The sequence below is a fragment of the Oleiharenicola lentus genome, from assembly GCF_004118375.1.
Classification (GTDB): Bacteria; Verrucomicrobiota; Verrucomicrobiia; order Opitutales; family Opitutaceae; genus Lacunisphaera; species Lacunisphaera lenta.
The window spans coordinates 1,839,288-1,852,921 of record NZ_SDHX01000001.1 but is presented as its reverse complement, the minus strand read 5'-3'; the positions used below and the strand labels follow the sequence as shown (position 1 = coordinate 1,852,921).

Here is a 13,634-nt window from a genome sequence, read left to right as displayed (position 1 = left end):
AAACTCAGGACGCCGGCGCGTCGGATTCGATCAAGCCGTCGCGCAGTCGCACGATACGGCGGGCGTGGCGGGCGATGTCCTCTTCGTGGGTGACGACGATGATCGTGTTGCCCTGCTCGTAGAGCTGCTCGAAGAGCGCCATGATTTCGACGCCGGTGCGGGAGTCGAGGTTGCCGGTGGGCTCGTCGGCGAGGATGATGGACGGGCGGGTGACGAGGGCGCGGGCGATGGCCACACGCTGGCGCTGGCCGCCGGAAAGTTCGTTGGGCCGGTGATGCATGCGGTCGCCCAGGCCGACGTGCTGCAGCGCCTGCTTCGCTCGCTCGATGCGCTCGTGACGGGAAACACCGGCGTAAATGAGGGGCAGCTCAACGTTGTGCAGGGCGTTGGAGCGCGGCAGCAGGTTGAAGGTCTGGAAGACGAACCCGATCTCGCGGTTGCGGATGTCGGCCAGCTCGTCGTCGGACATGTGCGCCACGTTCTTGCCGTTGAAGTCGTAGTGGCCGGCGGTGGGCGTATCGAGGCAGCCCAGCATGTTCATCAGGGTGGACTTGCCGGAGCCCGAGGGCCCCATGATGGCGAGATACTCGTTGCGCCGGATCTCGAGCGCGACGCCGCGCAGGGCGCGGATGGTCTCGTCGCCCATCTGGTAGAGCTTCGTCACGCCATCAATCTTGATGACGAGTTTGCCCGGAGGGCGCGTGACGCGCTCAAAGGCGGGTGCGGGGGAAGGTGTCATGGTGGGCGTAAGCGGCGGGGTTCGGCGATCCCGCCCTTCAGCATTTATTTTTTCTCAGCGGGCTTCTTGGGTGCCTCGAGGCGGACCTTGTCGCCGTCTTTGAGCGTGCGGGTGACGACGCTGAAGGGGCCCGTGACGATTTCGTCGTCCTTCTTCAGGCCCGACTTAATCTCCATGTGGGTGGTGTCGGCGATGCCGGTCTCGACGTTGACCATCTTGACCTTGTCACCGTCGCGCAGGAACACGACGCGCTGCAGGGCCTCGCGGTCGGCGCGCTCGGCATCTCTCTGCTGCTTCTGGTTGACCGCGGCCTGCGCACCTTCGCCCTGAGTCTCCTTGGCCTTCTTGTCACGCTCCTTGGCGAGGTCGTCGATGGTCTTGGCGCCCTCCTTGGAACGAACGGTAACCGACTGGATGGGCACGGCCACGACATCGGTCACGGACTTGGTCTCGATGTCAGCATTGGCGCTCATGCCGGGGCGGAGGGTGGCGTCGTTGTCGAGGATGCGGATCCGCACGATAAAGTTGGTCACCTCTTCCTGGGTGTTCTGGCCGAGGGTGCGGGCGGAGGAGGCGATTTCCCAAACCTGGCCGTTGAAGCGGCGGTTCGGGTAGGCGTCCACCGCGATGCGGGCCTTGTCGCCGATCTTGACGTTGATGACGTCGTTTTCGTTCACGTTCACGCGGACCTCCATGTTGGCGAGATTCGCGATGCGCATGATCTCGGCGCCGCCGTATTGGCCGGTGCCGGCGACACGCTCGCCGACCTCGCTGGTGCGGGCGGTGACGGTGCCGTCGATCGGCGAGTAGATGATCGCCTTGGCGAGCTGGTCGCGCATCTGGTTGAGGAGGCCCTCGGTGCGGGCGATGTTGGCCAGCGCGCTATCGTAGTTCGCCTTGGCGCTCTCGAAGGCGGTCTTGCTGGCGGTAAGGGCGGAGTCGGAAATAAGCTGCTTCTGGTAAAGGTCCTGGTCGCGCTTGAAGTCCTCCTCGGCCTTCAGGAGGTTGACCTTGGTGGAGAGGCTCGAGGCCTTGGCGGCGACAAGCCCGGCCTCCTGCTGTTCGACCTGGAAGCGGTAGTTGTCGGCGCGGATGCTGACGAGCAGGTCGCCCTTGCTGATCTTGGCGCCCTCGCGGAAGGGCATCTCGATGATCTCACCGGCGACCTCGGGGGCGATTTTCACCTCGGTCTCGGGCTGGACCTTGCCGGTGGCGTTGACCGTCTGGGTGATGCTCTTGACGACAGCCTTGTCCGTCGTGACGACGATGGACTTGTCCTTGCGCTTGTTCGCAACGGCGGCGGCGCCGGCCACGACTGCCACCACCACGATGGCGATGATCAGCCAGAGGGTGCGGCGTGATTTCTTCTTGGGCGCGGCGGAGGCCGGGGCGGTGAATTGGTTCGCAGGGGCGGACATGGGAATCAGTTGGGTCGGATAGATTGGGTGAAAAGGGACGGACTTGGCCAGCGATTACTCCCGGGCCGAAACACACAGGGGAGCCCCGAGGGGCTCCCCTGTCACACAACAGATAACTACGAACAGGCGCGAGAATGACCGGGCCGAAACGGCTGGGAACCGCTGAGCGGTGAAAGAGCTGTTTTTCGCGGTCGGCCGCAGCACCGGGTGGACAGGGCGCGCGGGACGGCGGTTGGTGTCGTGCATGGGCGTATCACACGCGAATCCCGGGAAAGTTGCACCCGGTTTTGATGAGCGGAGCCCCGGCCGGATGGATGGCGGCCAGCCGGCAATCGCCTTAGGGGCGCGCCCAGGCGAGCGCGGCCCCGACGATGCCGGCGTCGTTGTGCAGGCGGGCCGGCACCACCTTGGCCTGCGCCTTGATGTAGGGCAGGAACTTGTCCGCCTTCTTGCTCACGCCGCCACCGAGGATGAGCAGCTTGGGGGCGAACAGGCGCTCAACCACGGCCAGATAGACGTTCACGCGGGCGGCCCATTCGGGCCAATCGAGGCGGGCGCGCTTGCGCACCGAGGCGGCGGCGTAGCGTTCGAAGGGTTTGCCCCGCCACGGAATGTGGCCGAGCTCCGCATTGGGCAGCAGGCGACTGTCGCGGAAAAGCGCCGAGCCGATGCCGGTGCCAAACGTGAGCAGAATGACCGTGCCAGTCTTGCCCCGGCCCCGGCCGAATTGCATCTCGGCCAGACCGGCGGCATCGGCGTCGTTGAGCAGGCGCACGGGGCAACCGGTTGCCCGGCGAAAAAGCGCGGCGCCGTTCTGGCCGACCCATACGTCACCGAGGTTGCCGACCTCGCCGATGCGACCGGCTTCGATAATGCCGGGAAAACCAATGCCGACCGGTCCCTTCCATTTGAAATGCCGCGCGATCTCGCGCGCCGCGGCCACGCCCTCTTTGATCGAACACGGCGATTTTATTTCCACGCGATGACGCTCGGCCAACAGGCGGCCGGTCTTGAGGTCCACAGGCGCGCCTTTGAAGGCCGAGCCACCGATGTCGATGCCGAGAACTTTCATGGGTTAGGGGCCGGGAAACTACGCCGGCAGACCGACGGCTTGCAACTCCGCAGGCGTCGCCGCGCGCCGGGCGACCAACTCCACCTCAAAATGCAAATCCTGGCCGGCCAGCGGGTGATTCGCGTCGAGCAGCACCTGGTCGCCCTCGACGGCCACAATGGTTACCACCGGGTCTTGCCGGTCGGGCCCGGTCTGGAACTGGTCCCCCACTCTCACGTCGTCCACCGGCAGTCGCGCCCGCGGAACCTTCTGGATCATGGCCTCTTCGCGCAGGCCGTAACCCCGCTCCGGCGGCACAATCACGCTGCGTTTCTCGCCCGCCTGCATGGTCACCAGTTCAGCCTCCAGGCCCTCGATAATCTGTCCGGCCCCCTGCACGCAATTGAGCGGCTCGCCCCCGCGCGAGGTGTCCAGCACGCGCCCCTCGCGGTTGCGCAAAGTGTAGTGGAAGGTCAGGTGGAGAGCGGACATGGGCAGGCCAAGTGACGGCGGCCTCCGGCCAAGTATCAAGTAACAAGTTTCCAAGTAACAAGAGACCAACCCACGGGGTTCTGCAGATTCTTTCCTGATACTTGAGATCCTGATCCTTGTTACTTCCCGGCCGCCGGCCGGGTTACGTTTCCTCCCGCAGCACCGCCAGCGGCGGGTGGTCGCAGATGCCGCGGTTGGAGATCCAGCCGGTCAAGACGGTCAGCGCACTCACGACCGCCCAGCCACCGAGCAGCACCCCCGCCGACGGCGCGGTCCATTTGACTTGGAAAACCTGCCAGGCCAGCGCCCAGTTGGCGCCGACGGCCAGCACCGCGCCGACGGCGGCGGCGAGCGTGCCCAACGCGAGATACTCCGCGAACATGATGCGGTTCACCTGCGCCTTGGTGGCGCCCAGCGTGCGCAACAGCACGCTCTCGCGCACGCGTTGTGAGCGGCCGATGAGCACGGCCCCCGCCAGCACGATGCCGCCGGTGATCACCGTGAACAGGGCGAGGAACTCCACCACAAACGAGGCCTTCGTATAAACCCCGTCGATCGTCCGGATGATGAGCGCGAGATCGATGGCCGAGACGTTGGGATGATCGCGCACCACCGCCTGCTGCACGCGGGCGGACTGCGTCGCATCGGCCACGCGCAGCGCCATGATGTGAAACTTCGGTGCGGCCTCCAGCGCGCCCTCGGGGAACACGAGGAAAAAGTTCGCCTGCATCCGGCGCCAGTCCACCTGCCGCAGGCTGTCCACCTTTGCCTTCACCGGCACGCCCTGCACGTCGAACACGATTTCATCACCGAGCGCGACCTGCAGGTCGCGCGCGAGGTTCTCGTCCATCGAGACGGGCACGACTTCCGGCTCGTCTGTCACCCGGCCGGTGAAGGTGCCCGCCGTAACCTTTTCGCTGTCGGTGAGCGCACGGCGATAGGTCGAGCGATACTCGCGGCGCAGCGTCCACGCCGGCACGCGGGAATCCTTCTCCTTCAGAATATCGCCGGTGGCGCGGCCTTTGACCGAAGCAATGCGCATCGTGATGATCGGGGCATGCTGGCGCACGGGCGCGCCGTTGTCGGCGAGGAGCTTCTTCAACGGCTCGACCTGATCGTCCTGGATGTCGAACAGCATCAGGTTGGGCCGGTCGCCCCCGCCCACCACGCGCAGTTGACCAATCAGCGTGTCGCGCGACAGGTAGAGCGTCATCATGAGGAACGTCCCGAGGCCGAGTGACACCAGCAGGAGCAGCGTGCGGTTGTTGGGCCGGTGGAGATTGGCCACGCCCTGGCGCCACGCGTAGGGCAGGCCGCGGGGGGTGAACCGGCGGGCCAGCCACGACACGACCCGGGCCAGCCCGGCGAGGACGCCGAAACTCACGAGCAGCGCGCCCGAAAACCCCAGACCCCATTGCAGGCGTCCCGTCTGCCACCAGGCGAAACCGAACACCAGGCAGCCGATCACCACCAGCAGGCCCAGTTGCCACAGATCCCGGCCCGGTGCGGCCACATAGGCCGAACGGAGCGTCAGCAACGGGGACACGCGCCGCACTTCCAGCAAGGGCAGCAAGGCAAAGAGCACGCTCACGACCACACCGGCACCGAGCCCGCGGAACAGGGCGCCCCACGATACCGCCAGCTCAAAGGTGAACGGGAGAAACTCATTGACCAGCATCGGCAGCGCCATCTGCACGCCGAGTCCGAGCAGTGCGCCCAGGGTGGCGCCAATGAGGCCGAGGCTCAGGCCCTGCACAAGGTAGATGGCCAGGGCGGTGCGCGCCGTGGCCCCCAGGCAGCGCAGCATGGCCACGGTGGGAATCTTTTGCCGGATGTGGGCGTGGATCGCACTGGCCACGCCAATGGCGCCAAGGAACAGCGAGGCAAAGCCGACCAGGCTCAGGAAGGCGTTCACGTTCTGGATGGACTGCCCCAGTTCGCGCTTCCGCTCCTCGACGGTGTCGTAGCCGAAGCGGTGCTCCCGGAAGCGTTCACGCAGGTCCCGCTCCAGGGCCTGCACATCGAATTTCTCCGGAAATTTGAAATACAGGCGGTGCCGCGAAAGGCTGCCCTGCTTGAGCAGTCCGGTGCCCCCAACCGTGGCCAAGGGCACAAAAACCCGCGGGGCCATCTGCGTGACCGCCGCCGCCTCGCCCGGGATCGCCCGCAGGCCGCCGGCCACCGTGAAGATTGCGGTACCCAGACGCACGGAGTCGCCGGCCTTCAGGCCAAACTGGACCATCAGGCTTTCCTCAAGCACGGCGTTCATGCCGTCGCGCAGCGACGCACGGGCGCCGGCCGGTTCGGTGTCAAAGTCACCGTAGAAGGGAAACTCCCCCTCAATAGCGCGCACCTGCACGAGGCGCGTCGGCCCGCCCTCGCGCGGCACGATCAGCATGGAATTGAAGGAAATTTCCCGCGCCCGGTCCTCCCCCAGCGTGGCAAAATGCTTCGCCGCGTCCTCCGGAAACTCCGTGCGGGAATTGACGGTGAGGTCGGCGCCGAGCAGCGACTTGGTCTGCTGCTCAATCGCGAGCCGGAGATTGTCGCGCACCGAGCCGACCGCGACGAGCGCCGCCACCCCGAGCACGATCGCCAGCGAAAACAGCAGCAACCGCCGCCGCGAAGCGCGCGTGTCGCGCCAGGCCATCTTGAGGATGAAGTTCATGAGAGGGGATGGCCCACGGAACACACGGAATACACGGAAAAGTTAGAGCACATAGCGTTCATGTTCCACTTTGGGGTAGTGCCCGAAATTCACCAGCAACCCGACTCCGAGACCTGTGGCATGCAGATAATTTTGGAGCTGCGCACGGTGCTCGTCGGTCAGCTTTGAGACCGCCTTGATCTCCAGCAAGACCCGGTCGAAACAGATGAAATCTGCTTCGTAAGTCTTCTTTAATTTTCGCCCTTTGTAGGTCAGCGGCAGAGTCACCTGGCTCTTGGCCGGCAGTTGCTGAAGATCAAATTCATGTTCGAGGCATTCCTGATATACCGCCTCCAGGAAGCCGCATCCCTTCTCCTTATAGACTTCAAAGCAGGCTCCTAGAATCCTGTAGGTCTCCTTTTCGTTGATCAGCTTTTTCATGGTCAGGTCTTTCCGTGTATTCCGTGTGTTCCGTGGGCCCGCTGTGTCTTGTTGGTTTGGATAGTGACCTAAATTCCGGTGGCTTCGTCCGAGATCACCGCCCCGGAGCGGAGGCGGATCACGCGCTGGGTGCGGCGGGCGAGTTCGAGATCGTGGGTCACCAGCACCAGCGTCGTCCCGCGCTCGCGATTGAGGCCGAAGATCAGGTCGGCCATGGCGTGCGCCGTGTCGCCGTCGAGGTTGCCGGTCGGTTCGTCGCAAAAGAGTATACGCGGGCGATTGATGAAGGCCCGGGCCAGCGCCACGCGCTGCTGTTCGCCGCCGGACAGTTGCATGGGATAATGGTCGAGCCGGCCGCCGAGCCCGACGCGGGCGAGCAACTCGGCGGCATCCGATTCCTTCACGCCGTTGCCGCGCAGCTCGAGCGGCACGAGCACGTTCTCCAAGGCAGTAAGCGTGGGGATGAGCTGGAAGTTCTGGAACACGAACCCGACGCTCTCGTTGCGTACAAGGGCACGCTCGTCCTCGGTCAAGCCGCCGATCTCGCGACCGGCCAGCTCCACCGTCCCGGTCGAAGGCTGGTCCAGGCCCGCGCATAGCCCCAAGAGGGTCGTCTTGCCGCTGCCCGAGGGTCCCACGATGGCGCAGGTGCCGCCGGCCGGGATCTCGAACGCCACCTCCTGAAGCACGGTGAGCGGCCCGGCGGCGGTGGCATAGGTCTTGGTCAGGCGCTGGACTTTCAGGATGGATTGGACACTCATTGCGGGAATCAAATATGGCCCCGAACAAGAGTGAACTTCCCCCAAAGCGCAAAAGCCAATCGTGGCGAACGGCCTTTATGCTGCTCTGGCTGGCCGTCAACGCGGTCGCGGCGGAATTCAAAACCGTGATTTTTTTCGGCGACAGCCTGACCGCCGGCTATGGCGTGGACCCTGACGAGGCCTACCCGGCCCTCATCCAGAAAAAAATCGACGAGGCGGGCAAAACTTGGCGCGTGGTCAACGCCGGTCTCAGCGGCGAGACCAGCTCCGGCGGGTTGCGGCGTCTCGATTGGATCCTGAAACAAAAGGTGGACATCTTTGTGATCGAGCTCGGCGGCAACGACGGCTTGCGCGGCATCCCACCCGCCACCACGCGGGCCAATCTCGAGGCGATGATCCAACGCATCCGGCAGCGCCAACCAGACGTAAAAGTGGTGATCGCCGGCATGCAGATGCCGACCAACATGGGCCCCGAACACACTCGCGAATTCGCCGCCATTTTCCCGGAAGTTGCCCGGAAGACGGAAGCCGTGCTCATTCCCTTCCTCCTTGAAGGCGTGGGCGGCGTGGCTAGCCTCAACTTGCCCGACGGTATCCACCCAACCCCTCAAGGCCACCAAATCGTGGCCGAGACCGTCTGGACCGTCCTTCACCCCCTGCTTTGAAGTCCTGCCTCAGTCTTTTTTCCGCGTTCCTGCTGGCTCTGTCGTCCGGCTTCGCCCAACGCGAAACCGCCACCCCCTCCTGGCTGGAAAACCTGCACCTCAGCGCCAGCGGCACGTTCGGCCAGACGGGCAACATCAGCCGCACTTCAAATGAAGCCACGCGCAAAGATGCCGAGACCTACGAACTATCCCTGAACAGCACGCACAGCCGGCAGCTCTCCCGGAACCTCCTCCTTATTGCCTCGGCCGAGCTGTCGACCCTCGCCGTGCCCGACTACGAGCTGACCAACCACAACCGCCTCGGCGGCCGGCTGACCCTGCAACGCAAGTTCGGCCTCGGCCCGCAGGCCACCGTGCTGCAGCTCACCGCCTCGGCCGGCTACAAGGACGCTCGTCTCGCCGCTGACCGCGGCTGGACCACGGAGGCCGGGCTGCAGCTCTCCAAGCGCGTGCTCCCCAACCTCCGGCTCGTCGCCAATGCCAGCTGGCTCGAGCACTCGGCCCGGCGCGACACCTTCGACCTCGGCCAGGAGTCCTACTCGGCCGAGGTCCACTGGGACATCAGCGACCGCTGGAGCCTCTCCGGGAGCGCCGGCCGGCTTTCCGGCGACATCGTGGCCAACGCCTCCTGGCCGGTCTGGAGCACGATGCTCGCCGGGGGCTTCGGCCCGACCATCCTCAACTACTACACTTCTCGCCCTTGGACGACCACCCACCTCTACGGCGAAGGCTGGGTGTCCTACAACGTCGAGGCTGACGTGGACCTCTGGTCGGTTTCGCTCGGTTTCTCCGTCTCCGACCGCACGTCGCTCGAGTTGCGCCGCTCGGCCGCCTATGTCGTCAACCGCGTGGGCGTCACCTATCCGACCGATTCCTGGAGTGTGGGCCTGAGCCATCGCTTCTGAGCGCGATTCTTCGCTTCGCAGGGACCGACAAACCTGTATGCTCCGGCCGTTCCTCCCCCCGCCCGACCATGTTCGTCCTTCGCGCCATCCTGTTCCTGACCTTGGCGGTGTCCCTGCGGGCCGCTGAATTCAGCTGCACCGTCACCAACGCCAAGGGCGGAGAGCCCCTCGCCGAGGCCGCCGTCTCGCTCATCCCGCTCGACCAGCCCGCCCCGCCGGTCCCGGCCGACGCCAAAGTGGAGATTGTGCAGCAGGACCAGGAATTCTCCGTCTTTCTCACGGTCGTGCAAACCGGCACCCACGTGATGCTGCCCAATCGCGACAACGTGCAGCACCACGTCTATTCCCTCTCCCGTCCGCGTCGCTTCGAACTCCCGCTCTACAACCCCGGCCAGACCGAATCCATCGTCTTTGAGGTGGAAGGCCAGGTTACCATCGGCTGCAACATCCACGACTGGATGATCTCGCACGTCGTGGTGGTGCCGACACCCTGGTTCGCCAAGACCGACGACCAGGGCGCGGCCCGCATCAGCGCCCCGGCCGGCCGCTACCGCCTCGAAATCTGGCACCCGCGTCTGGGCAAGCCTGACACACGCGAGGTCACGCTCAGCGACGGTTCAGCCGCGCAGGCTTCCGCCCCCCTCACCCTCAAACCCGACCGGCGCGTGCGCCGCGCCACCGGCGGCAAGACCGGCGGCTACCGCTGACCCGTGGCCCGGCGGCTCTTCCGTTTCCGACGCTTCAGCACGCAGCTGCTCCTGCTGCTGGCCGGGTTGTTCGCCATCGTGCAGGCCTCGGTCTATCTGCTGGTGACCCGCGCCAACGAGGCGAACGCCCGCGAGCACATCGCCCAGAATCTGCGCGGAGGCGCGGAAAACTTCCGGCTGAACCTCACCAACCGGATCGAATACCTCACCGGCTTCGCCATGGTGCTCAGCAACGATTACGCCATGCGCTCGGTGATCATCAAGGAGCCGATCGACCGCGAAACGCTCCGCTCCACTCTTGTGAGTTACACGGAACGCATGCAGTTCAACGAAGACTCGGTGCTTCCGATCATCGCGCTGTTCGATCTCGACGGAGAAATCCTGGCCGACACTTCCGCCAATCGTGAACTGGCGGGGGCCAATGTCGCGCCCTTCCGTCATCTGATCGCGAAATCCACCGGGCAGGATCTGGAGCAGAGCAGCGGCTACTGTTACCTGGGCGGCAAACTGCATGTGGTCGTGCTGGCCCCGCTTTATGCCCCGCGGCCGAACATCGCCGGCTGGTTTGGCCTCGCCTACCCCATCGACTCCTTTGCGCAGGCGATCAAGCAGACCTCCAAGCTGGATGTCACCTTCCTTACGAATCCTGCGACCGGTGGCCTGCGCGTGCTTTCCACCACCCTCGATACCGGCATGGCGGAGGATTTGGTGCGCCACCTGAACGCGCACCCCGACCGGACCGAGGAGCTCTCTCTGGCCGGTGAACCGTATGTTACACTGCTTGAACCGCTGGAATTGATTGAGGAAGCCCCCGCCAGCATCGCCCTCCAGCGTTCCCTCGCCGCCGAACTGGCGCCCGCCCGGGAGCTGGAGCGGGTAGTCCTCTACATCTCCCTCGCCGCCCTGCTGGCCGCGACGGGTGTGGCCTTCGCCATCGCACGCGGGGTGAGCCGCCCGATGCAGCAGCTGGCCCGGCATACCAAGCTCGTGGCCGAGGGTGACTACACCCAACACATCGACTTGCCGCGGGCGGACGAACTCGGGCAGCTGGCCACCGCCTTCAACCAGATGACCGACGGCCTGGCCGAGCGCGACAAGGTGCGCAATCTTCTCGGCAAGGTCGTGTCGCCCGAGATCGCCACGCAGCTCCTTCAGTCCGACCTCAAGCTCGGCGGCGAGGAGCGCGAGGTCACCATCCTGTTCTGCGACCTGCGCAACTTCACCGGCATGAGCGAACGGATGCCGCCCACCGAGATGCTGGCCCTGCTCAACCGCTACCTCGACCGCATGAGCTCGATCATCGAGCGCCACGGCGGCGTGATCGACAAATACATCGGCGACGCGATCATGGCCCTCTTCGGCGCGCCCATCGCCATCCCCGAGGCCGCCAACCGCGCGGTCAGCGCCGCGCGCGAGATGGCCCGGGCGCTGGATCTCCTGAACCGCGAGCTCGTTGCCGAGGGCAAGCCCGCGCTCGCCTTCGGCATCGGCATCAACACCGCGCGGGTCGTGGCAGGCAACATGGGCTCCAAAAACCGCCTCAACTACACCGTGATCGGCGACGGTGTGAACCTCGCCTCCCGGTTGGAAGGCCTGACCAAGGACCCCGCCTACGCCTCGCCGGTCATCGTCAGCGAGGCGACGCTCAACGCCATGCAGCCGCCGCCGGCCGCGCGCGAGCTCGGCGAGGTGCTGGTCAAGGGCAAGGCCACCCCGGTGAAAATCTTCGCGCTCTCCGCCAAGGGAGAAACCCGGGCGCCCTACACGGTGTAGGCCGACGCCGGGGCCGGCTCCAATTTCGCGCGCACTGCGGCCGGGATCGGCTGGGCCACCATCTTGCCGGACGCGTCGGCCGTCACGCAGACCGCGGCGATTTCACCCTGTGCGACCACGGGCGGCAGCACCGTGCCGGCTGCGTCGAGCTTCCGAAACTGGAAGACGTAGATGACCGCCCGGGTGCGGAGCTCCTTGATGAGCAGGCGGACCTCGGCGGTTTCATTGAAGCGGAGCGGCTCCTTGTAGGTGCAGCTCGCGGTCACGCGCGGCCAGCCCACGACGTTGCCCGGCACGAAGGAAATGAGCGGCAGATCCAGGGAGCGGTAAAAGCCGGCCTCACAGGCCTCCATCCAGCGGAAGAAATTCGAGAAGTGCATGATCCCGGCCATGTCGGTCTCGCAGAACTCAACCGTGCGCTGCAGGCGGAACTCGGAGGGCATGCCCGAAGCCTGCGGCCGCGTGGCCCCTTGGCAACGCCCTTAATCCGCGGCTTGTGTCGCAACCGGGCGGGCGTAGGCTGCGCGCATGAATCCCTTACTTCGTCTGCTTGCGGTGGGCACGCTCTTCACCGCCACGCTCGCCCACGCGGCCTCGGCCTTCGAGGGCAAGCTCTCGCTCAACATCACCGCCGGCAAAGGCAAACCGCAGGTGATGGATTACTCCATCAAGGAAAATGCCATCCGGATCGACATGCAGGCCGACGGCCAGTCCTTCGCCAGCATCATGGACCTGAAGAAAATGGAGATGATGATGCTGATGCCCTCCGAAAAGATGTATATGGTCATGCAGCTCAAGGGCACCGTCGAAAAGGCCGCCAAGAAGATGGAAGGCAAGGAGCCTGACATCGAGAAGACCGGCCGCACGGAGACCATCCTCGGCTACAAGTGCGACGAATACGTCACCAAGGACAAAAACAGCACCACCGAGCTCTGGATCGCCGAGGGGTTGGGCGTGTTCATGGGCCTGGGTGAAAACGGCGGCGGTGGCGGCCCCATGGGCGGCATGTTCGGCGGCAAGAAAAAGGCCGGCGCCAGCTGGGAGGAAAAATTCAAGGGCAAGCCCGGCTTTCCTCTCCGCGTCGTGAGCCGTGACGGCAAAAGCAAGGAAACCTTCCGCATGGAGGCCACCAAGGTTGAACCCGGCAGCCTGCCCGCCTCGCTGTTCCAGCCCCCCGCCGGCTGGCAGAAGTTCCAAATGCCCAACATGGGGGACATGCTGAAGGGCATGGGCGGCGGCTGAATCATTTCCCTGAAGCCGGCCCGCCTTCGGGCCGGTTGATCGTAACCACCGGGGCGAGGAAGCCCCGGCTCCACGATCACCCCAGCAAAAAGGCCGGGCGAAATGCCCGGCCTTCGTATTGAAAAAATCCCTTCGTGCTCAGTTGCCGATCTTGAGCAGCTCTTCCGCGGTCCAGTAACCGGAGTGCGAGGCGGTTTCGGCCCGAATCCTCGCAACCGTCGCGGGCTCCACATCGGGGGCGTTGTTGCCCCAGGTCTGGCGAACATAGGAGAGCACGTTGGCAATCTGCTCGTCCTTCAGGACGGCGCCCAGTGGCGCCATGACGTTGTTATAGTCGTTGCCCGCGACCTTGATGGGGCCCTGCAGGCCGTGCAGCACGATGCGCACGAGACGCTCCTCGCTCCCCGCCACCCACTCGGATCCAGCGAGCGGAGGGAAGGCACCCGGCACGCCGCCACCGGTGGCCTGGTGGCAGGCAATGCAGTTGGCCGTGTAAATGGATTTGCCCAGCTGAGCGCGGGTGAGCGTAACGGCGGCTTTTTCACCCGGCTTGGCGCGGTTCGCGTGCGCGTTGACCACGAGCGGGTCGAAGCGAATCGAGTAATGCACCATGTAGATGGAGCCGAAGAAACCGACGCAGCACATGATGCCAAGCATCACGAGCGGGAGCGCCGGATAACCGTGGGGTTTGTCGGGCTTGTTGCTCTGCAGCTTGGCGTGGACCTCGCGGATGCTGTCATCACTCGCGGCGGAGGCCTCGAAGTTGAACTTGTTGTCGTGATTGGCGCTCATC

The 13,634-nt window shown here is 65.1% G+C and carries 14 protein-coding genes; 5 read left to right on the top strand and 9 right to left on the bottom strand.

Annotation, left to right across the window (positions count from 1 at the left end):
- Positions 1–4 precede the first annotated feature (4 nt).
- From ESB00_RS07715 to ESB00_RS07685, 7 genes are all read right to left on the bottom strand, one after another.
- Positions 5–739 (bottom strand): ABC transporter ATP-binding protein, encoded by a 735-nt coding sequence (locus ESB00_RS07715; protein ID WP_129047128.1) that lies wholly within the window; start codon positions 737–739, stop codon positions 5–7.
- 44 nt (positions 740–783) lie between these two features.
- A complete protein-coding gene (locus ESB00_RS07710) occupies positions 784–2,157 on the bottom strand; it encodes an efflux RND transporter periplasmic adaptor subunit (RefSeq protein WP_129047127.1) in 1,374 nt (457 codons plus the stop codon).
- Positions 2,158–2,494: 337 nt separating this feature from the next.
- Entirely contained in the window at positions 2,495–3,229 is a 735-nt protein-coding gene (gene ppgK, locus ESB00_RS07705; protein ID WP_129047126.1) for a polyphosphate--glucose phosphotransferase, read from the bottom strand.
- An 18-nt stretch (positions 3,230–3,247) separates the two neighbouring features.
- A complete protein-coding gene (locus ESB00_RS07700) occupies positions 3,248–3,700 on the bottom strand; it encodes an FKBP-type peptidyl-prolyl cis-trans isomerase (protein ID WP_129047125.1) in 453 nt (150 codons plus the stop codon).
- A gap of 142 nt (positions 3,701–3,842) precedes the next feature.
- Positions 3,843–6,368 (bottom strand): ABC transporter permease, encoded by a 2,526-nt coding sequence (locus tag ESB00_RS07695; RefSeq protein ID WP_129047124.1) that lies wholly within the window; start codon positions 6,366–6,368, stop codon positions 3,843–3,845.
- 42 nt (positions 6,369–6,410) lie between these two features.
- Positions 6,411–6,788, bottom strand: a complete 378-nt coding sequence (locus tag ESB00_RS07690; RefSeq protein ID WP_129047123.1) for a GxxExxY protein — start codon at positions 6,786–6,788, stop codon at positions 6,411–6,413.
- Positions 6,789–6,856: 68 nt separating this feature from the next.
- Entirely contained in the window at positions 6,857–7,549 is a 693-nt protein-coding gene (locus ESB00_RS07685; RefSeq protein WP_129047122.1) for an ABC transporter ATP-binding protein, read from the bottom strand.
- Between the two features lie 77 nt (positions 7,550–7,626).
- Between ESB00_RS07685 and ESB00_RS07680 the strand changes: the two genes are divergently transcribed.
- The 4 genes from ESB00_RS07680 to ESB00_RS07665 all read left to right on the top strand — a co-directional run bounded on the left by ESB00_RS07680 (position 7,627) and on the right by ESB00_RS07665 (position 11,599).
- Complete coding sequence (locus ESB00_RS07680) at positions 7,627–8,214, top strand: arylesterase (protein WP_246026427.1); 588 nt, start codon at positions 7,627–7,629, stop codon at positions 8,212–8,214.
- Complete coding sequence (locus ESB00_RS07675) at positions 8,211–9,119, top strand: TonB-dependent receptor (protein ID WP_129047120.1); 909 nt, start codon at positions 8,211–8,213, stop codon at positions 9,117–9,119. Before ESB00_RS07680 ends, ESB00_RS07675 begins: the two co-directional genes overlap by 4 nt.
- Positions 9,120–9,187: 68 nt before the next feature.
- Positions 9,188–9,826 carry a cupredoxin domain-containing protein gene (locus ESB00_RS07670; protein ID WP_129047119.1) on the top strand — a complete coding sequence of 213 codons (639 nt, stop codon included), beginning with the start codon at positions 9,188–9,190 and terminating at the stop codon, positions 9,824–9,826.
- Between the two features lie 3 nt (positions 9,827–9,829).
- Positions 9,830–11,599 (top strand): adenylate/guanylate cyclase domain-containing protein, encoded by a 1,770-nt coding sequence (locus ESB00_RS07665; RefSeq protein ID WP_129047118.1) that lies wholly within the window; start codon positions 9,830–9,832, stop codon positions 11,597–11,599.
- Here ESB00_RS07665 and ESB00_RS07660 read toward each other — a convergent pair.
- Positions 11,587–12,042, bottom strand: a complete 456-nt coding sequence (locus ESB00_RS07660; RefSeq protein ID WP_129047117.1) for an acyl-CoA thioesterase — start codon at positions 12,040–12,042, stop codon at positions 11,587–11,589. The two genes, ESB00_RS07665 and ESB00_RS07660, sit on opposite strands and share 13 nt — an antisense overlap.
- An 85-nt stretch (positions 12,043–12,127) precedes the next feature.
- Between ESB00_RS07660 and ESB00_RS07655 the strand changes: the two genes are divergently transcribed.
- Positions 12,128–12,841: a DUF4412 domain-containing protein gene (locus ESB00_RS07655; RefSeq protein WP_129047116.1), complete on the top strand. Its 714-nt coding sequence runs from the start codon at positions 12,128–12,130 to the stop codon at positions 12,839–12,841.
- A gap of 138 nt (positions 12,842–12,979) precedes the next feature.
- Here ESB00_RS07655 and ESB00_RS07650 read toward each other — a convergent pair whose 3' ends face one another.
- Positions 12,980–13,633: a c-type cytochrome gene (locus ESB00_RS07650; protein WP_164976091.1), complete on the bottom strand. Its 654-nt coding sequence runs from the start codon at positions 13,631–13,633 to the stop codon at positions 12,980–12,982.
- Position 13,634 lies beyond the last annotated feature (1 nt).